Here is a 20885-nt window from a genome sequence, read left to right as displayed (position 1 = left end):
TTCAATAAGGACGTGTTCGGTGAGCGCTCTGTTGTACGGCAGCCATATTTGGGACTCATGAAGTATAGCGGCTCGAACAAATAACCTAGCAGCCCCGACCAGTAAAGCACGCGGAGAAAACACATAATTTAGAGCATCGCATATGCGTTATCGAGTCACGACATTCATAGACAGTTATTGACATGCAGCGCAAAAGCTCAACGAACAAGCCTGATAATCCAAATCAATTTTTTCGAGAAATTGTCTTGGAGGCTACCAATACAGAGTAATAGGCTTGCAATTCCAGATTTGCGAGACCAGCATAAGTCGGGTCTGATTTCACCTTAGACATGTACAAAAGCCACTTTTCAACTGCACCAACAAACACCTCATTATCCGAATTTAAAGCCACATCCTCAGAACCAAAGTTACGCTCAAAATAATCATACATAAATGCCAGAGAATCAGAAGCACATTCAGACTTATCGAGATAGCTTTGAGAATTCAGACTTCTGCACTCCTGAAGACTGACCTCCATGATTTCAACGACGTTCACTTCTACATTTTCACTGGGCACAATAAGTTTTTTCAGGCGATTTTCATACTCTGAATTGAAAATTTCACGACTCTGACTTGACCCGCCACGCTCAACCGACGTATTTGGATCAGAACTTTGACAACCTGAAACTATAAAAAACAACGCCATAGCATAATATTTAATTTTCATTTAATAGCCTTTTATTAGAGACCAGCGAAAGCCTATAGCGAACAAAGATTTTTGAACAAGCCAGAGCGTGCCTCAAGGAACGCATCGGCTTGATCACACCCACTACTCAGCTGTCAATCGACCGTAAGGGATCCATCATCCCCACATTCCAAGCGTCCACCTGATTCACGATGCTGCGCTCCCGATTTCTTTCTGGAGCCAGCCCACCATGATGCGTCCCGACAGCAAAGTCGAAAAAGTCTACTCTACCCCAAGTCCGTGGACTTTCGAAAGTCCATCGACGGGCTCACTGCCCTGGTCGAACTGGATATCAAAGTCGCCGTGTCCGACCCGGTACTTTTCGTCTTCCTCAATAAAGCCCGTAACCGCATCAAGGTGTTGTACTGGGAGCGCAACGGCTTCTGCCTTTGGCTCAAGCGCCTCGAAGCCGAGCGTTTCAAAACCTCGCCCGACGTCACCGACGAAGCCATCGTTTTGACCGTTCAGGAACTGAATTGGCTACTCGACGGTTTCGATCTCTGGCGCAACCGTCCGCATCAGGTTTTGACACCCCGTTTCGTCGCCTGAGTCGGTATAATCCGGGCCATGATTTCAGTGCCCGATGATCTTCCTGATGACCCTGCCGCGCTCAAACAACTGCTTGCGAAGTTGTTGGCCGAGCGCACGGTCGATAAAGGCCAGATCGTCGATCTTAAAGAACAGGTCAAGCTGCTGCGCGACCGACTGTTCGCAAGTCCGAGCAAACCGTCGAGTCCAACACACCCCAACTGGCGTTGTTTAACGAACCTGAAAGCCAGTGGGTACCTGCCGCTGATGATGCCGAAGAAGACGTGGTTGCGCCGGCCAAGCCGCGTGGCAAACGCAAACCTCTGTCGGCTGACCTACCACGTATTGAAGTCATTCATGACTTGCCCGAGCACGAACTGACTTGCGCCTGTGGTTGCCGCAAACACGTGATTGGCGAGCAAACCAGCGAACAGCTCGACATCGTGCCGATGCAGATCCGTGTGCTCAAACACGTACGCAAAGTCTATGGCTGCCGTGGTTGCGAAACTGCGCCGGTCACCGCTGGCAAGCCGGCGCAATTGATCGAAAAGAGCATGGCCAGTCCCAGCGTGCTGGCCATGTTGCTGACCACCAAGTACGTCGATGGCCTACCGCTGCACCGCTTCGAGACGGTGCTGAGCCGACATGGTATCGAGATCCCCCGGCAAACCCTGGCCCGCTGGGTCATCCAGTGCAGCGAACACGTTCAGCCATTGCTGAACCTGATGCGTGACCGCCTGCTGGAAAGCCCGGTGATCCATTGCGACGAAACCAGAGTGCAGGTGCTCAAAGAGCCGGATCGTGATCCGACCAGTCAGTCCTGGATGTGGGTGCAGGCCAGTGGCCCGCCTGATCGACAAGTCGTGCTGTTCGATTACACCACCAGCCGCGCGCAGGAGGTGCCGCTGCGCCTGCTGGAGGGCTATCGCGGCTACGTGATGACCGATGATTACGCCGGCTACAACGCGTTGGCGCTACAGCCGGGTGTTGAACGACTGGCGTGCATGGCGCATGCCCGGCGTAAATTCGTCGAAGCGCAGAAGGTGCAGCCCAAGGGCAAGACTGGTCGCGCCGATGTTGCGCTGACGATGATCAACAAACTGTATGGCATCGAACGTGACCTCAAGGATGCCAGCGATGAACATCGTTTTATCGGTCGTCAGGAACGAAGCCTGCCGATCCTTGAGCAGTTGAAAAGTTGGCTCGACAAGACGCACTCGCAAGTGACACCGCAAAGCGTACTGGGCAAGGCGGTGCATTACCTGGCAAACAACTGGAACCGCCTGGAACGCTACGTCGAGGCGGGCCACCTGCCGATCGACAACAACCTGGCAGAGCGGGCCATAAAGCCGTTTGTGATCGGGCGCAAGGCTTGGCTGTTCAGTGACACGCCCAAGGGAGCCACGGCCAGCGCGCAGATCTACAGCTTGGTCGAAACCGCCAAGATCAACGGCCAAGAGCCCTATACGTGGCTGCGCCACGTACTTGAGCGACTGCCGCATGCGTCGTCAGTAGCAGACTACGAAGCGCTGCTGCCATGGAACTGTTCGCCAGAGATGCCACGGTAACCTTGGCTTCCACCTTGCGGTAGGTGGGTTCATGGATCGGTTACCGACTTTCGGCGTTGCAAGCTGCACGCCCAGAACCGCCCAGGGCAGCAATAGCAGGTACAGCCAGAGCAGCGGGTTATGTCGGTTCAGCGCGGTCATGGAGCTGAATTTCATTGATAAGACTCATAATAAGCTGGCGATCAGAGTCGCTTTTAGCAGTCTTATTGAGAACAGGAATCAAGTAATACAGCAGCAAACTTGCATCAGAAGCACTCATTGGCAAGCGCTCCTTAACACAGTCCAGAAAAGTCCTCATGGACATAAATGAGGCAAACGCCTCATATCCTCTTGCGCCAGAGAAAGGCAATTTCCTGAAGTAGTACTGAGCCAGTCGCTTCTGATCGGATCGTTTCCAGGAGCGATGGGGGATCAATAGCAGAGCCTCACCATAATCTATTGACTCTATTGGGTATTTGGTCATCAACCACTCAGCAGCCTCCTCAGAACCCATTTTTGCAAGCTGCACACATAGATTTTTCTGTCTTTCATTCATAACCTGGTCTACCTCAGATTAAACAAGCCTTGCGGCAACCCGGCATTACCACTTAAAGTTGCAGGTGGTTGATAATGCCCAGAATTGTTAGTCCACTGATTTATTGTCCCTCGGCTTGGACCATCGTTATTCCCGAAGCGTATAGAGCCCGCATATTTAACTTCTCCACCACCACTCAACCCAAGATGGGTTGAGAAGTTTTGGTTCACATTCGGTCTGGCAACCCGAATACTTCCGTCCGGCATAGTTACAAAATCGTATGAACCTGATGGTGTTATTCGCTTCCCGGTTGAGGTTTGCAGCCAATAGCGACCAGACTCATCCTGTACGAGTGTTCTTACTGGTCGCTGTGCAATAGCAACATCATTTGGGTGCAGGTTAACTAACGTGCCCCGCTCAGTAAGATTTGGAACAGGGCCTATGGCCTTTGCCCCTCCACCAATAACATTCCGATCAACCAGCGTACCGGCTTCAGCGTCTGTCTGCGAACTTGTCGAGTTAGGATTTTGTGACGCGCCGCCACTGGTAGAAGCCTTCGGCTTATCTCCAGCCTGTCCAACAGCACCACCTACTGCTCCCTTGCGATTTGTGACTGCCTTGACGACAGTTCGCAACCACATCCCAAACTTACCGACATCCTCTGCATCAACCCCAACGCCTACCTGTCCCGCAGCCTCTTGGGCTGCATCGGTCACCGCCTTGGTCATGGCGGTTCCGACGAGGGTCTGCATGGCCTGGTAGTTACTGAGTACCGTAGCCCCGAGGGCATACTGATCTTTCCACCCGACCTCCTTCATGCTGTCAGCCAACAACGCATGGGTCTTCTGGTAGTCATCGGAGAACGACTTGTACTCGCTGCGGCAGGCGTCCATGTCACGGGCACACAGTTGCTCAAGCCGCTCCTGATTTTCGATGTTCAGGTCGCCATACCGCTTGCGTACATCAGCGCACGAATTGGTCGCATCACACGTCTTGAGCTCGGCGAGAAACGCCTCGACCTCTTTATGTCGGAGGAAGTTGTTCTGAGTCGCCTGCTGTGCGACCCAAGCAGCCACCTGTTGATCTTTGGCGTCAGCACCCAGGCCGGCAGCAACCGTCATACCGACCAATTGTGAGGTCATGCCCAATACACGGTCGTGAGCTTCACCGGGAAAGATCTTGTCCCCGACCAGTTGCACCAAAGCCTCATTCGCACCTGCCGCCAAAGCCGCCGTGCGGAAGTCACCGCCCGCCGCTTCAGCAATCAGACCACCGACGACGGCATGCACTGCGATACGCTTGGGCAACCCGCTGCCCATCAGGCGATCTCCCACCTCATTGAAGATCGCTCCGCTCAGTGCGTCCGCAGCAACCTCCAAGCCGGCCTGGACAGCGTTGTCCTTCAGGCTGCCACCGTAGACCACCGTACTCAGCGCCGCTTTGAGCGCAATGCGTGACACGATGCTGTCACCGCCCGGTGCAAGCGCCGCCATCACATAACCTTTCATGGCATTGCTGGAGGTCACATCCTTGACCACCGCACCGAGATTGCCACGGTTGTTTACCGTACTGGTGGCAGCGTTAGTAGCGGCAGCACTGACCACCGAGTTGGCGGCAAAACCGATTGTTGAGTTACTAGCCGCTCCAACCAAAGTGGCTCCAGCTCCCCAAGTCAGATAGGTCACGATGATTGCGATGACGAGTGAAGCTCCCGTCCCCAAACCTGAGTGGTCGTACTTGAAGCTGTCGTGAACCTCCTTGACTCGACGCCAGTCCACATCACCCCGTAGTTCAGCTTCCTTGAGCCACGCAAGCTTGGGATCAGCCACGATCATGGCGTCGATACTCTGGCTGACAGTGGCCTGATCGATATGCTTGATATCAATCTTCAATCCGTCGACAGCCTTGATTGTCAAGATGCCTTGCGCAACCAGCTGATTCTGTCGAAGAGTCTCGTCAGTCGTGCCACGGCCTTTCGCACTATTCCACGCCAGATCCGACTTGCTCTTCTCGTGACTCTCCTGATGCAGATCCTTCACGCCTTCAAACGCAATCCCACCACCACTCTCAAGCGTCAGATCCTTCCCACTCTCAAGCGTGGCCGCCTGATACCGCTGATCTCCACCGCTCGCGAGGGTCACATCGCCCCCAGCCGACACCGCACTGCCGACATACTTCACATCGGTCACTTCATCGCGCTGGGTTTTCTTGCTGCCAAAACTCCCTTTGCTCTTCTTGTCGTACAACGAGTAATCACTGTCAGCCTCAGCCAGCAGTTCCAACCGACCACCGGCCACCAGATACGCTTCATCCCCCGCCGATACCCGGCTGGCCGTCATCGCCAGGTCCTGTCCAGCGCGCAGGCTCACGTCGCCGCCCGCCGTCACCGCCGTGCCGACCTGGCTGACATGGTCTTCCTGCCCCTTGGCCTTCTTCGTCTTGAACGCCGAGTGCTGTTCATCCGCCGCTGAGCTCAGGCTGAGGTTTTCAGTCGCCGCCATGGCCACATCGCGCTTGGCGTCGATCTGGCTGGCGATGGCCTTCAGATCTCGCCCCGCCACCGCTGACAGATCCCGTCCTGCGGTCACCGTCGAGCCGTTCTGGGTCACGGTGCTGCTGTTGTTGCTGTCACGCTTACCGCGATAGTCGCGGCTCTCCACCTGCTCGACGGAGCCGAAGCTCACATCGCGGCCTGCCTGAATCGTCAGGTCACGCCCGCTTTGCAGCACGCTGCCCTGGTTCGAGACGTCGCGACCTGCGCCGATGCTCAGGTCATTGGCCGCTTCGATGCGCGCGGCGCTGTCGAGGAAGTCGCGGCGTTCGCTGAGGCTGCCGTCGCTGCTGGCGTGGGTGGTGGCGGTGCGTTCGTTGATCACGTCGCCCTTGAGGGCCGTGAGGGTGACGTCGCGGCCGGCGATGATGCCGCCGGCTTTGTTGACGATGTTGTTGCCCGCCAGCAGGTCCAGCCGATTGCCCGCTTCGATAAGACCGCCGTTGATGATGTCGTTGCCGGCCTGGGCGGAGAGGTTGTTGCTGGCGCGCAAGGTGCCGACGTTGCGCAGGTCCTGGCCAGCGATGAGGTTGACGTCGTTACCGGCGATCAGCGCGCCGGTGGGCGCCAGGCGGTTATTGGCGTTGGCCAGATACAGCACCGGCACCAGCACTTCCTCGCCGTTCACCACATGGGTTTCCAGCCAGACGATGTCGTGGGTCAGCGCTGCGACCTGCTCGGAGGTGAGGGTTACGCCCACCGCCAGGTTCAGCGTTTGACGGCTGGCGATGGCGTTGTCCATCAGGTGGCGGAACAGCTTTTCGTCGGTGGTTTGGCCGTCGATGAAGCGTTGGCCGGTGCGGGCCACCACGGCTTGCTGGATCAGGCGCTGTTCGTAGAGGCCGTCGCCCAGGCGCTTGGCGCTTTCGTCCGGGTTGTAGCCCAGGCCCGAGAGCAGGTAGTCCGAACTCATGAATTGCTTCATGTCGGTGAGCACGGGGTTGGTTTCGATCAGGTATTTGTGCGGCTGGGAGACCGGGCGCTTTTCGGGAAGGCCTTGGACGCGCTCGAGGGTTTGGCTGGCGACCGGCGTCGGGTTCGCGGCGACCTGCTCGACCGTGACGGCGGCCGGGCGGGTGGCGGTGCTGTCCACGACAGGCTGATCGACGGGGCTGACGGCGGGTAGGAACTCGCGGGAGGTCGGCACCACGGTCGCCACGGTCGACGGCTGCTGCCGCTCCACGGACACCTGGGTCGCAGGGGCCAGCGGCGTGACGCCGGGCACGCTGAGGTCTGGGCGGGCGCTGTCCGGTGCGACGGTGACCACGCGGGTGTCGCGCTCGGCGGTGGACAGGCCGGGGACGTTCAAGGTCGGACGGCTGCTATCGGAAACCGGTTGGTCGGGCGTGGTCAGCACGATGCGGGCGTCGCGCTCGGCGGGGGTCAGGCCGGACAGGTCGATGTTCGGGCGTGACAGGTCCACGGCCGGGCGCGAGCCATCGACCGGCTTCTGCGCGGTGATGCCATCCACTGCGGTGATGGTGCCGCCGCCGCTGCGGCCAGGTTGCAGCGTGCCGACGTCGGCATCGCTCACACCGCCCACATTGATCGCGTTCACGCTGGCCTGGATGCCGCTGGCCTCGCGGGCCGTGACCGACACCTGGCGGCTGCTGGCAGACACCTGGGCGACGTCGTCGAGTTGAATCGTCCGGCCTTGGGTTTCGGGAAGGCGTTGCTGGCGTTGCTCCAGGCCGACGCTGGCAGCGCCCAGGGTCCAACTGGCAGGCCCGGCCGAACCTTGAGCCACTTGCCCGCTGCTGCCGCCCTGCCCGCTCAGACGGAACAGGCCGTTCTGGCCGGTGGGGAGGCTGAAGCCGGGCAGCGCGAGCGGGTTGACCTGTTGCTGGGCCAGGTCAGGCGGCAACTGGGCGTTGATGGACACCGCCGTGGAATAGCGGCTGCCTGCACCGGTGTCGGTCGTGTTGCGGCCTGCCGCGACATAGGCGTAGTGGGGGCGGACGACGCTGTTGTTGATGTTCTGCGAAGCGCTCAGCGTGACGTTGCCGCCGGCCTGGATGACGGCATCGTAAGACTGCCCATCGCTGTTGAGAGTGGTCGTGGTTTCCGACAGCTTGCCGCCGCCCATGAAGCCGAGGAAATAGGCGAGATCCGCTTCCACCGCCGCTGAAGGCGTAGGGCTGTTTTTCGCGTTGAAGTTGGCAGCCGCCTGCGTCGCAAGGAAGATCTGACTTTCGTAGCTCCAGTAGGTCCGGGTGGTCTTGATCTCCTGGGCTTGCAGACCCTGGTTCGTGATGGTGGTCGCGTTGGCGGTGAGGTTGCCGGTCGCGGCAATGGTGCTGCTGAAGTTGTTGAGGGTCTGGGCGTTGACCAGCAAGTCCGCGCCGCTACTCAGCGCCGAGGCTACCGAGCTGCGCGTGACCTTCAACCGGTCAGTTTCATCGACCTGCCACAAACCATTGCGATGGCCATGCTTGCGGAAGTCACATCCCGCCAGCGGAATTAGGTTGCAATCGAGCTCAGTAATCTTCGCGTAGCTCTTTTCATGCGCCGAATACTCCAGCACGTCACGCACGTTGTTGACGGTCATGGCGTTGATCGTCAGGTTCTTCGCGCTTTCGAGGGTGCTGGAGCGGTTGTCCAGCAACTCGGCCTTGGTCTGGCTGGTGTCCTTGCCGATCAGCACGTTGCCCAGGCTGTACACATCGGCGAACGAGTTGGTGAAGCGGTTGGCCAGCAACTGCATGTCGCCGCCGCTGGTGATCAGGCCTTTGTCGTTGAGCAGGGTGTCGGCGCTGAGGGTCAGGTTGGCGCCGCTGGCCAGGGTGCCGGTGTTGCCGATGCTGGCGCTGCCGAGGGTCAGGTTGCCAGCGGCGGTCAGGCGCCCGGCGTTGTTCAGCTGGCCGCCCACGCGCAGGGTGCTGTCCTGCCCGCTGGCGATGGACGCCGCACTGCTCAGGTCTACCTGGGCGGCGCTCAGGCCGAGTTGGCCGAGGCTGCTGTAGCGGCCGTTGCTGTTGTAGCGGCCGGTCAGCGTCAGTTGCGCGGTGCCATCGCTGGCGATCAGGCCGTCGTTGCTCCAGTTGACGCCCGTGCCGACCAGGCTGTCGGAGGCCAGCAACTGGCCGCTAGCGGTCTGGTTCAGGGTGTTGACGTTGAGGGTCAGGCGCCCGGCCTGGAGCACGCTGCTGTTGGTCCAGGTGTCAGCAGCCAGGGTCAGGCCGCCTCGGGTCACCAGGGTGCCGCCGGCGTCGATCAGGTTGCTGGTAGCGATCTCGAAAGTGCCGCTGCCGCTGTGCAGCAAGCTACCACCCTGGTTCTGCAAGCCAGTGGCGTTGAGGGTCAGGTCGCTGTTACGGGTCTCGAGTCGGCCATTGCGGTTGTCGAATCCGCCGAGCAATTGGAAGTCGGTCTTGCCGCTGCTGCCCAAGGCGCGCAACTGCCCGCCCTGGTTATCGACGTCGCTGGCGCGCACGTTGAGCACGCTGTCGCTTTCGATGATCCCGCCACGGTTGCCCAACTGGCCGTCGAGCCCCAGGTCCACGCGATTGGCCGCCATCTGACCGGTACTGTTGTCGAGCGCGGCCCCCATCACCTGGAGCAAGTGCTTGGCATACAGGCCGCCATAGGCATTGGCGAAGGAACGGGCGTTGATCAGCGCGTCGCCGTTTTGCGCGGCGATGCGGCCGCGTTGGTTGTCGACGCTGGCGGCGATCAGGTTCAAGCGCTGCCCCTGGATCACGCCTGCCTTGTTGGCGGCGTTGACGCCGTTGAGCAGTTGCCCGCCAACGCGGGCATCGAGCGACCCGGCCACGCTGGCCAGCGTGCCGCCCTGGTTGTTCAGGGTGCTGGCGGCGGCGCTCAGGTCGCCGGTCTGGGCCAGCAGCGTACCGCCTTCGTTGTCCAAGTCGCCCGTGAGGCTCAGGCCCAGGCCCTGCTGGCCCTGCACCACGCCGGCGCGGTTGCTGAGGCTGGCCGCGCTGACGTGCACGTCCGCGCCCTGGCTGTAGATCAAGCCATCGGCATCGTTCTGCAGCACGCCGGTGCTGGTGATCGCCACCCGCTCCTTGCCGGCGAGGGTGCCGCGCTGGCGGTTGTCGATGCCGCCGGCCAGCAGCGTCAGCACGCCCTGGCTGGCGATCTGGCCGCCCTGGTTGTCCACCTGCGTGGCGCGCTGCAACAGCAACGTTCCGGCGCTGGCGAGCTTGCCCTGGTTGTTGACCAGGCGACCCAGCAGGTCGAGGGTCAGGCGGCCATTGCTGACCAGGGTACCGCTCTGGTTGCCCAGGTCGGTGGCGGTGACGGCCAGCGCCTGCTGGGCGGTGACGGTGCCGGCGGTGTTGTTCAGGCTGGCCGCCTGTACATCGAGCTCGGCGCCGCTGTCGATCAGGCCGCCGCTGGCGTTGTCGAGCGTGCCGCCGACCACCAGGGTTTGCCCTGCGCCACTGGAGAGGATGCCGCCGGTGTTGTCCAGGCTGGCAGCGCTGACGGTCAGCGCACCCTGGCTGACCAGGGCGCCGGCCCCGGCATTGAGCAGTTCGCCGGAGAGCCGCACATCGACCGCGCCGCTGCGGCTGGACAGGGTGCCGGTGTTGCGGTTGTCGAGGCTGCCGCCGCCGACGCTCAGCCCTTGCCAGCCGGACACCAGGCCGTTCTGGTTGATCAGCCTGGCCGCTTGGACCGTCAGCACCTCGTTGCTGATCAGCTTGCCGCCGCTGTTGTCCAGGGTGCCGGTGCTCAGGGTCAGGCTGCGTTGACTGGACAGTTCGCCGTTCTGGTTGTTGAAGCTGCGCAGGCGCTTGAGGGTCAGCGGCCCCTTGGCCAGGATCTGGCCATTGCGGTTGTCCAGGTCGCTGTCGTTGAGGTCGAGGGTCACGCCCTGCTCGCCCATCACCCGACCGCCCGCCAGCGCCAGGGCGCTCAGCTTCAGGCCCATCGCGCCCCGGGCGGACACTTCACCGCCGCTGCCGGTGTTCAGGCTGGCGGCACTGAGGTCGAGGGTGCCCTGGCTGTTGATCAGGCCACCGCCGCTGTTGTCCAGGGCCATGGCGGTGAGCGTCACGCCCGCCGCGCCGAGCAGGCTGCCGGTGAGGTTGTTGAGGTTGCCGGTGTTCAGGGTCAGCGTCTGGCTGGCGCTGATCAGGCCCTGCTCCTGGTTGTCGAGCAGGCCATCGCTGGTCAGTTGCAGGTCGCTGCGACTGCTCAGGGTGCCGCCGCGGTTGTCCACGGCGCCGGCGTGCGCGTCCAGGCGGGCGGCGCCGATCAGGCCTTTGACGTTGGCCAGCACTTGGCCGACGCGCACCACCAAGGCCTGGTTGCTGAGCAGTTTGCCGTTGCCGTTGTCCAGGCGCTGCGCGGCCAGGGTGAAGGCTTGGGCACTGGAGATTTCACCGTTCTGGTTATTGACCGCCGCGAGGTTGCTCAACAGCAGTGGGCCTGTGGCATTGATCAAACCGTTCTGGTTGCTCAGCGCGCCGTTGTTCAGGTCCAGGCTCAGGCCGCTGTGGCTGAAGAGCGTACCGCCCTGCTGGTCGAACCCGCTGACGCTGGCGGTCAGTCCCTTGGCGCTGCCGATACTGCCGCCGTTGTTCAACTGGCCGCTGGTCAACTGCAAGGTGTCGCCGCTGTTGAGGCGACCGCCTTGGTTATCCAGCGTACCGGCGCTCACCGTCACCGCGCCTTTGGCGCTGATGCTGCCGTGCTGGTTGGCCAGCGCGGTGCTGCTCAGCACCAGGGCGCCGTCGGTGACCAACTGGCCGCTCTGGTTGTTCAACTGGCCATTGAGCGCCACGTTCAAGGCGTGCGCGCTGGACAGGCTGCCGTGGCTGTTGTTCAGGCTGCCGGCCTCGATGTCGAGGCTGTCTTCACTGCTCAGCAGGCCCCAACTGTTGTCCAGCTCGCCGCTCACCTGCAGGCGCAACGGCTGCTGGCTGAGCAGCGTGCCGCCGGTGTTGTCCAGGCGGCTGCCGGTCAGCGCCAGGCGCTGGGCGCTGAGCGAACCGCCCTGGCGGTTGAGCACCTGCTCGACGTTCAGCGTCAGGCCCTCAACGGCGAACACCTGGCCCGCGTCGCTGTTGTCCAGGTGCTGGCCGGTGATGCTCACGCCGGCGTTGCTGGTCAGCTCGCCGGCCCGGTTATCCACGGCACCGACGTCGAGTTTCAGCGCTTTTGTGGCGCCGACCAGACCGCCCCGGTTGTCGAGGCTGGCGCCACTGACCTGCACGGCCTGGGTGCCGATCAACTGGCCGCTGCGGTTGTCCAGGCGCGCGGCATTGACGCTCAGGTCGGCCTTGCCGGCGATCTCGCCGCCCCGGTTGTCCAGCTGGGCGCTGGTCAGCAGCAATTGGCCGTCGGCGATCAAGGTGCCGCGCTGGTTGTCGAGCGTTTCGCGGGCGACGATGTCCAGGTCACTGCGGCTGCTGAGCAGACCGTCACTGTTGTCCAGGCGTGCGCTGCGGGTCTCGAGGCGTGCGGCGCTGATGTGGCCCTTGGCGTTGGCCAGGGCCTGTTCGATGCGCAGCACCAGTGTCTGGTTGCTGATCAGCTTGCCCTGGCTGTTGTCCAGGCTGCGGGCGGCCAGGGTGATGGCGTTCTGGCTGGAGAGCTCGCCGTGGCGGTTGTCGAGGTTGCCGAGGTTTTTCAGGACCAGGATCGGTGCGTTGATCAAGCCGCTGTTGGTGGCGTCACCGCCGTTCAGGTCGAGGATCAGTTGGCTGTTGCTGAACAGCTCGCCGCCTTGTTGCGTGAGGCCGGTGAGGCTGGCGTTGAGGGTGCCGGCGCTGGCGACACGGCCGCCATTGCTGAGCTGTGTCGCGGTGAGATCGAGCGGCCCGGAACCGATCAGGCGCCCGCCCTGGGTGTTGTCGAACTGGCCGGTGGTCAGGCGCGCGGCGCCCTGGCTCTTGAGCAGGCCCTGCTGGCTGTTGTCCAGGCTGGCGCTGTTGAGCGTCAGGCCCTGCGCGGTTTCCACCACCCCGCCCTGGTTGATCAGCGCAGCGGTGCTGTCGAGGGTCAGCGTGTCGGCACTGGTGATACGGCCAGCGGTGTTGTCGATCCGCTCGCCGGTCAGTTGCAGCGTGCCTTCGCTGCTGAGTGTGCCTTGGGTGTTGTCCAGCGCGGCGGTCAGTTCCAGCGCCAGCGAACGCTGGCCGGCGAAGGTGCCTTGGGCGTTGTCCAGGCCCGCACCGGTCAAGCGCGTGTCCTGGGCGAACACCAGGCCCTTGGCCTGGTTGATGACCTGAGCCACGGCCAGTTGCAGCGCGGTGGCGGCGAGCAGCTTGCCGCCACTGTTGTCCAGGCGCTGGCCGCTGAACTCGGCAGCGGCCTGGCTGGACAGCTCCCCGGCGCGGTTATCGACCGCGTCCACCTTGAGTTTCAGCGCTTTTGTGGCGCCCACCAGACCGCCGTTGCGGTTATCGAGGGCGCTGCCGGTGAGGGTCAGTTCTCCCTGGGCCACCAGCTCGCCGCCCTGTTGATTGAGCACGCCAACGCTGGCGTCCAGGTCGCGCTGGCTGGCGATGCGGCCGGTGCCGTTTTCCACACGCTGCGCGGTCAGGCGCACCGGGCCTGCGGCGCTGATCAGCCCGGCCTGGTTGCTCAGCGTCTGGCTGGCGATCATCAAGGCCTGCTTGCTGTTGAGCACGCCTGCGCGGTTGTCCACCTCGCCGATGGCCAGGTCGAGCGCCTGATTGGCGCGCACCGCGCCGCCACGGTTGTCCAGGCGATCACCGCTCAGGGTCAGCAGATCCTGCCCGGACACCCGCCCGCCACGGTTGTCCAGCGCACCGGCCTGCACCGCCATGGCGCCCTTGGCCATGACCCGGCCTTGGTCCTGGTTGTCGAGCAGGCCATCGACCTTCGCGGTCAGGCTGCCGTCACTCACCAGGCTGCCGGACTGGCTGTTGTCCAGGCTCGCCGCCGTCACCTGCAAGCGCTCGGCGGCGCCCAGGGTGCCGCCCTGGTTGAGCAGCGCGCCTCGGGTCGTCAGCACCAGGCTGACGTCGCCCATCACCTGCCCGTTGCGGTTGTTCAGGGTCTGCGCATCGACCACGCTGGCGCCGGCGCTGGACAGCTCGCCGTCGACGTTGAGCAAGGCGTCGCTGACCGAAAGGGCCAGGTCTTCTTCGCTGTTGAACACGCCCTTGCTGTTGTCCAGACTGCCCGCCTGGGCCTTGAGCCCGGCGGCTGTGATCTGCCCCCTGACGTTGAGCAGCGCCCGCTCGACCGTCAGGCTCAGCCCGTGGTCGCTCAGCAGTTTGCCGTCGGTGTTGTCCAGGCTCTGCGCCGCCAGGGTGAAGGCTTGCTGGCTGGAGATTTCGCCGCCTTGGTTGATGACCTGCGCGAGGTTGCGCAGTACCAGCGGGCCGGGCGCATTGATCAAGCCACCGGCGTTGTTCAACGTGCCCTGGTTCAGGTCCAGGGTCAGGGCGCGGGTGCTGTACAGCTTGCCGCCGCCGCGCTGGTCGAGACCGGTGAGGCTGGCCGTGAGTGCGTGGGCACTGGCGATGCGACCGGCGGCGCGGTTGTCCACCTGCCCGGCCACCAGGTCGAGGCGGTCGGCGCTGGTGAGGCGTCCACCTTGCTGGTTGTTCAGGGCGCCGGTGGTGACCTGCACGGCCCCGTCGCCGATGAGCGTGCCGCTCTGGTTGTCGAGGCTGGCGCTGGTCAGGCTCAGGGTCGAGGCGCTGAGCACCTCGCCGTTGCGGTTACCCAGCGCGCCGGTGCTGACCAAAACCAGCGGTGCGGCGCTGCTGATGCGCCCGCTACCGTTGTCGAGGCTGTCGGCGTGCAGGCTCAGGCCCGCATCGCTGCGCAGCGCGCCTTGCTGGTTGAACACCTGGCCGCTGGCGAGCAGGGACAGGTTGCCCTTGGCATACACGCTGCCCTGGCCGCTGTTGTCCAGCAGCGCCGTGTTCAACTCGACGGAGCGCTGCCCGGAGATGATGCCCTTGAATTGGTTGTTCAGGCGCTGCACGGTCACCTGCAGGGCGTCATTGGCCAGCAGCCGCGCACCGGCGCTGTTGTCGAGCTCGCGGGCCGCGAGGGTCAGGCCACCGACGCTGGAGACCTCACCGGCACGGTTGTCCAGGCTGTCGAGGGCCACGGTCATGCCCTGACCCGCATTGAGCAGGCCACCGTCGCGGTTATCCAGCGACGTGCCGTTGAGCTGCAACTGGTTCACTGCGGCGACGTTGCCGCCACGGTTGTCGAATTGGCCGACGGTCAGGCTCAGGTCGCGCTTGCCCAGCAGGCGGCCCTTGGCCTGGTTGTCGAAGCTGCCTGCGGTCAGTTGCAGTTGCGCGCTGGCGCCGATCAGACCGGCCTGGTTGAGCAACTGGCCGCTGATCAGGGCGTCGAGCGTTCCGTCGCTGGTGAGCGTGCCTTGGGTGTTGTCGAGGCGGGCGGCGTTCAGGTCGAAGCGTTGGCCTGTGACGAGCCGGCCATTGCGGTTACCGACCGCTTGCCAGTCCGCGAGGGTGAGCCGCTGGTCGCCCTGGATCAGGCCGGAGCGGTTGTCCAGCGTGGTGCCGGTGAGGCGAGTCGTGGCGCCGAGAATCTCGCCCTGGCCATTATCGAGTGTCGCCTCGACCTGGGCGGTCAGGTCGTCGCGGGCGCTCAGCGTACCGGCGGTATTGACCAGCGTGTTGGCCCGCAGATCCAGCGCAGTGGCGCGCACCAGGCCCTGGGCATTGTCCAGCGCCTGGGCGATGCGCACGCTCAGCCCTTGCTCGCTGAGCAGCTTGCCGCGGCGGTTGTCCAGGCTCTGGGCGTCGAAGCTCAGCGCCTGGGCACTGGAGATTTCCCCGGCGCGGTTGTCCACCTCGGCCAGGTGGCTCAGCAGCAGCGCGCCGGGCGCGTGGATCAAGCCACCCTGGTTGTTCAGCAGGCCGTGATTCAGGTCCAGGCTGACACCGGCCTGGCCATACAGGCGACCGCCATCGTGCTGGTCGAGGCCGGTGACCGAGGCGGTGAGTTGCTCCTGGCTGCTGATGCGTCCTGCGCGGCTGTTGTCCACTTGGCCCGCCGTGAGTACCAGCGTGCTGTCGCTGTCGAGCACGCCTTGGGCGTTGTTCAAGGCGCCGCCCACGGTGAGCGCCAGCGGCCCCTTGGCGTGCAGGCTGCCTTTGGCGCTGTTGTCGAGGCTGGCGGCGATCAGGTGCAGGTCGCTGCCCGCGCTGAACAGGCCGGTCTGGTTGAGCAACTGACCGGCGAGGGTCGCGGTCAGGCGCGCATCGCTGGTGAATTGGCCGGCGCTGTTGTCCAGGCTGGCGGCGATCAGGTGCAGGTCGCTGCCCGCGCTGAACAGGCCGGTCTGGTTGAGCAACTGACCGGCGAGGGTCGCGGTCAAGCGCCCATCGCTGGTCAGCTTGCCGGTGCTGTTGTCCAGGCTGCCGGCGTCGAGGTCGAAGGCCTGGGCGGCGAACAGCGTGCCCTGGCGGTTATCCACGGCGCCAAGGCTGGAGAGGTCGAGCAGGCTGTCGCTCTGCAGCAGACCCAGGCGATTGTCCAGAGCGCCCACCTTCACCGAGGCGCTGCGGGCCAGTACCCGACCGCTGCGGTTGTCCAGCGCCGCGCCGACCTGCACTGCCAGGTCTTGGTTGGCGCTGAGCAGGCCGCTCTGGTTGTCCAGGCTGCCAGCCTGCAGGGTCAACGCCTTGGCTGAAATCAGGCCTTGGGTGTTGTCCAGTGCACGGGCGATGCGCAGGATCAGGGCCTGTTCACTGAGCACCTTGGCACCACGGTTGTCCAGGGTGTCGGCAGCCAGGGTGAAGGCCTGGCTGCTGGAGATTTCCCCGCCCTGGTTATCGACGCTGGCGAGGTGGCTCAACAGCAACTGACCCGGCGCGGTCAAGGTGCCGCCCTGGTTGTTCAGGTGGCCGCGATTGAGGTCGAGGCTAACGTCGCCCTGGCCTGACAGCCGCCCGTCGTTGTGCTGGTCCAGCCCGGTGACGCTGGCGATCAACGTCTGCCCGGCGCTGATGCGCCCGCCTTCGCTGTTGTCCACCGGGCCGGCGCGCAGATTCAGTTGGGCGTCACCGCGCAGGGTGCCGTGCTGGCTGTTGTTCAGCTCTGCGCCCAACGCCAGGTCCAGACGCTGCTGGGCGTAGACGTTGCCCTGGCGGTTATCCAGGCGCGTCGCATCGAGCTTGAGCACACCGACCGCCGCCAGGCTGCCGTTGCGGTTGTCGAGCGAGGTGCCGGCCAGGGTCAGGTTGGCTTGGCTGCTGACGCGCCCTTGGCGCTGGTTGTCGAGGCTGCCCAGGGTCAGGTCGAGGTTGGCAGTGGCCGCCAGCAGGCCGGCCTGGTTGAGCACGGCGCCGGCGATGATGGCGGTCAGGGCGCCGTCACTGGTGAGGGTGCCCTCGGTATTGTCCAGGCTGGCAGCGCTGAGACTGACGGTATTGGCCGAGACCAGGCGGCCGCGCTGGTTGGTCAGCGCCCCGCTGGCGACGGTCAGGCGCGTGTCGCCTTGCGCTTTACCGTCGCTGTTATCGAGCGTACCTGCGCTCAGCGACAAGTCACGGCCCAGGAGCTTGCCACTGCGGTTGTCCAGCAAGTCCTCGACGTTCAGCATCACGCCGTCGCGCGCACTCAGGGTGCCGTTCTGGTTGCCCAGGCTGGCGCTGCGCGCGTCCAGGCTCGAGGCCGAAATCAGGCCTTTGGCGTTTTCCAGCGCACGGGCGATACGCAGGGTGAGCGCTTGTTCGCTCACCACCTTGCCCGCGCGGTTGTCCAGGCTGTCCGCCTGCAGGCTGAAGCCTTGGGCGCTGGAGATTTCGCCGCCCTGGTTATCGACGGTCGCCAACTGGGTCAGCAGCAACGCGCCCGGCGCGCTGATCACACCCCCTTGGTTATTCAACAAGCCGCGAGCGAGGTCCAGGCTCAAGTCGCCCTGGCTGTACAAACGCCCATCGCCGCGCTGGTCCAGGCCCGTCACCTGGGCGCTGAGGGTGTTGCCGCTGATACGGCCACCGGCGCTGTTGTCCAGCTGCGCGGTACGCAGGCGCAGGGCTTGGGCGGCACTGATCTGGCCGGCCTGGTTGTTCAGGTCGGCGCTGCTCAGTTGCAGGTCTGCGCCTGCGCTGATCAACCCGCTCTGGTTGAGCAGGTTGCCGGAGATGGCGGCGGTCAGCGCCGCCGCACTGGTCACCTTGCCGGAGGTGTTGTCCAGGGCGCTGGCGGTCAGCGCCAGGGTCTGGCCGCTGGCGAGCGTGCCGGCGCGATTGCCGAGAGCGCCGCTGTCGATCGTCAACGACTGGTCGGCCTGCACCTGGCCCTGGGTGTTATCCAGCGAGCCCGTCGTGAGCCGCACGTCACGGGCCAGCAGCTCACCGCTGTGGTTGAGCAGTGCACCGGCGACATCCAGGCTCAGGCCGCCGTTGGCCAAGGCGTGACCGCCGCTGTTGTCGAGGTTGCCGGCGTACAGTTGTAGCGACGCACCCGATAGCCGACCCGCCGCGCTGTTCGACACCTGCGCAGCCGCCACCGTCAGCGACTGGTCGCTCTGCACGGTGCCGCCCCGGTTATCCAGCGCATCGGCCAGCAAGGAGAATGCGCTGCTGCTGGAGACGGCGCCGTTACGGTTATCGACCGTGTTCAGGTTGTTCAGCAGCAATGCGCCAGGCGCGCTGATCAGCCCGGACTGGTTGTCCAGATGACCGCGATTGAGGTCCAGGCTCAAGCCGGACTGGCTGGATACCCGGCCGCCCGCGTTGTTCAAGCTGCCGACGCTGAGCTGGCTGGCGGCGGCGCTGGTCAGGCTGCCGCTGCGGTTGTCGAACAGTCCCGCGACACGCGCGTCCAGCGCCGCGCGACTGTTCACGGTGCCCTGCTGGTCATTGATCAGGCTGGCGGCACCGATCTGCAGGCCGCTGGCGGCGATCAGTCCGGCGCCGTTGTTCAAGGTCTGGACGATGCTGAGGATCAGGCCTTGGTCGCTGAGCAACTTGCCGGCCGTGTTGTCGAGGGTGCGCGCCGTGACCGAATAGCTTCGAGCACTGGAGATTTCGCCCTGGCGGTTGTCGACGCTGTCGAGGTGGTCGAAGGTCAACTGCCCGGCGGCATTGATCAGGGCACTGCGGTTATCCAACTGGCCCTGGTTGAGGTTCAGGTACAGGTCGCCGTTGCTGTAGAAGCGGCCGCCATCGTGCTGATCGAGGCGGCCCAGGTTGGCGTTCGTGCCTTGTGCGCTGGCGATCTCGCCACCGACGCTGTTGTTCACCGCGCCTGCCGTGAGGTTCAGCGTCTGGCCGCTGAGCTTGCCGCCCTGCTGGTTGTCCAGCGCCGCGGCCTTGATCGTCGCCCCCGCCGTGGACTCGATGCGCCCCTGCTGTTGGTTGGCCAGGGCGCCACTCACCTCGACGCCGAGCGCGCCTTGGCTGGTCAGCACACCGCGCTGGCTGTTGTTCAGCGAGGCGGCATTGACCTGCACGGCCTGCTGCGCGGCGATGCGTCCGCCCTGGTTGTCGATGGCGCCTTGCGCATTCAGGCTCAAGGTTTGTCCGGCCGACACCAGCCCGGCGACGTTATCCAGCGACGCCACGTGCAGGCTGGCCTGGCCGAGGCTCGACAGTTCGCCCTGGCGGTTGATCAACTGGCCGACGTTCGCCGTCAGCAGGCCGGAGGCGGTGACCAGTCCAGCCTGGCTGTTGAGCAACTGGTCGGCGCTGATGCCGAGATTGCCGGCGCTGAGCACGCGGCCCTGGTTCTGATTGTCCAGGCTGGTCGCGGCCAGTTGGGCACTGCGCGCAGCGCTGAGGGTGCCGCGCTGGTTGATCAGTTCACCGGTTTGCACGCGCAGGTCGCGACTGGCGATGACGCTTTTGCCCGTGTTATCGAAGGCCTGCGCCTTGAGCTGCAGATCGCCTTGGCTGTTGCGACTGTTGTCCGCGTTGACGCCGGCCTCGATGATGCCGCGGTTGGTCAGGCGGCCGCCGGCGTCCAAGGTGACGCTGTTCCTGGCTGCCAAGGTGCCCTGGTTGGTCAATGCGCCCTGGGTGGTCAGCGCCAGATCGCTGCCGGCATATACGGCGCCCTGGACATCGACGCTCTGGGCTTTGACGTTGACCGAGGTGGCTGCCGAGGTCTGGCCCATCAGCAGTTGCCCTGCCGCATCGATCTGGATATCGCCACCGGACATCATGTCGCCGGCCATGCGCACACCGACCCCGGCCTCGGTACCGACCAGCTTGACCGCGCCCACGTACATGCCGCCCAGCGCCGAGGAGTCGATGGCCAGGTCCGGCGCCTGGCTGCCGTCGGCAGCGCGCGCGGTGGCGTTGAGGGTGCCGGCCTCGACATCGTTGCGCCCGGCGACGATGGTCAGCTTGTTCGCCTGGATCTGCGCATTGAGGCGGGCAGCGCGGGTGATGATTTCGAAGCGGTCGACGTTGCTGGCGTTCAGGCCCGCGCCTTCGATGGCGACGCTGCCCTGGTCGACCTGATAGCGGGTGAGCTGGCCGTTTTCGATCACCGGCCTGCCGGTGGTCAAGGTCGCCTGCGGCGTGTTGATGAAGCCGCAGCCGTCGCAGGTGATGCCGTGCGGGTTGGCGACGATCACATGGGCCGACTGCCCGGCCACTTCGGTGTAGCCGCGCAGTTGGCTGGCGTTGGCGCCATTGACTTCGTTGAGGATGACCTGCGCGGCCGTGCCCTGGAAGTTGGGGTTGCCGACGATGATGCCGCCCAGTTGGGTGTCCTGGGTACGGCCTGTGGCGTTGTTGAGAATGACCCCGTTGGCGCCGACGTTGTAGTCCTGGAACTGGTTGTGCGACAGGCCGCTGCCGTTGGGCGCGGCGATGTTGACGATCGGCACGCCATTGCCCGCTTGCCCGAGCGTGGTGCCCTGCCCGCTGACCGCGATGCCCTCGGCCTGGACCAGCAGCGGCTGCCAGAACATGGCGTTGGCCAGGATGAACGCCAGACCCCGCTTGGGCATCCCCAGAAAGTGGGAACGGCTTTTGAGGGCAGCCGAAGGCTGACGCACGAGGAAGGCGAACTGACGAACGTCCATGTGAAATCCCGATGCCCGAGGGCGGTGAA

4 protein-coding genes and 1 pseudogene are annotated in these 20885 nt (G+C 63.9%); 2 read left to right on the top strand and 3 right to left on the bottom strand.

What is annotated here, in order from left to right; genetic code table 11:
- Positions 1-223 precede the first annotated feature (223 nt).
- Positions 224-706 (bottom strand): hypothetical protein, encoded by a 483-nt coding sequence (locus tag NJ69_RS22600; protein WP_155290512.1) that lies wholly within the window; start codon positions 704-706, stop codon positions 224-226.
- Positions 707-964: 258 nt separating this feature from the next.
- Between NJ69_RS22600 and tnpB the strand changes: the two genes are divergently transcribed.
- Positions 965-1273 (top strand): IS66 family insertion sequence element accessory protein TnpB, encoded by a 309-nt coding sequence (gene tnpB / locus NJ69_RS04380; RefSeq protein WP_039576494.1) that lies wholly within the window; start codon positions 965-967, stop codon positions 1271-1273.
- An 18-nt stretch (positions 1274-1291) separates the two neighbouring features.
- Positions 1292-2820, top strand: a pseudogene (tnpC, locus tag NJ69_RS04375) (IS66 family transposase).
- Positions 2821-2938: 118 nt separating this feature from the next.
- Here the strand turns inward: tnpC and NJ69_RS04370 are convergent.
- Positions 2939-3355, bottom strand: coding sequence for a hypothetical protein (locus NJ69_RS04370; protein WP_039576492.1), 417 nt, complete (start codon positions 3353-3355; stop codon positions 2939-2941).
- An 8-nt stretch (positions 3356-3363) separates the two neighbouring features.
- Positions 3364-20856 carry a filamentous hemagglutinin N-terminal domain-containing protein gene (locus tag NJ69_RS04365; RefSeq protein ID WP_039576490.1) on the bottom strand — a complete coding sequence of 5831 codons (17493 nt, stop codon included), beginning with the start codon at positions 20854-20856 and terminating at the stop codon, positions 3364-3366.
- Positions 20857-20885 lie beyond the last annotated feature (29 nt).

This window comes from Pseudomonas parafulva (genome assembly GCF_000800255.1).
GTDB lineage: Bacteria > Pseudomonadota > Gammaproteobacteria > Pseudomonadales > Pseudomonadaceae > Aquipseudomonas > Aquipseudomonas boreofloridensis.
Note: the sequence above shows the minus strand (reverse complement) of the source record. Positions and strands in the feature narration are given on the sequence as shown.

What these genes read in the sequence shown, in the direction of transcription:
- NJ69_RS22600 (WP_155290512.1), bottom strand. Translation starts at nt 706, where the DNA reads ATGAAAATTAAATATTATGCTATGGCGTTGTTTTTTATAGTTTCAGGT.
- NJ69_RS04365 (WP_039576490.1), bottom strand. Translation starts at nt 20,856, where the DNA reads ATGGACGTTCGTCAGTTCGCCTTCCTCGTGCGTCAGCCTTCGGCTGCC.
- NJ69_RS04370 (WP_039576492.1), bottom strand. Translation starts at nt 3,355, where the DNA reads ATGAATGAAAGACAGAAAAATCTATGTGTGCAGCTTGCAAAAATGGGT.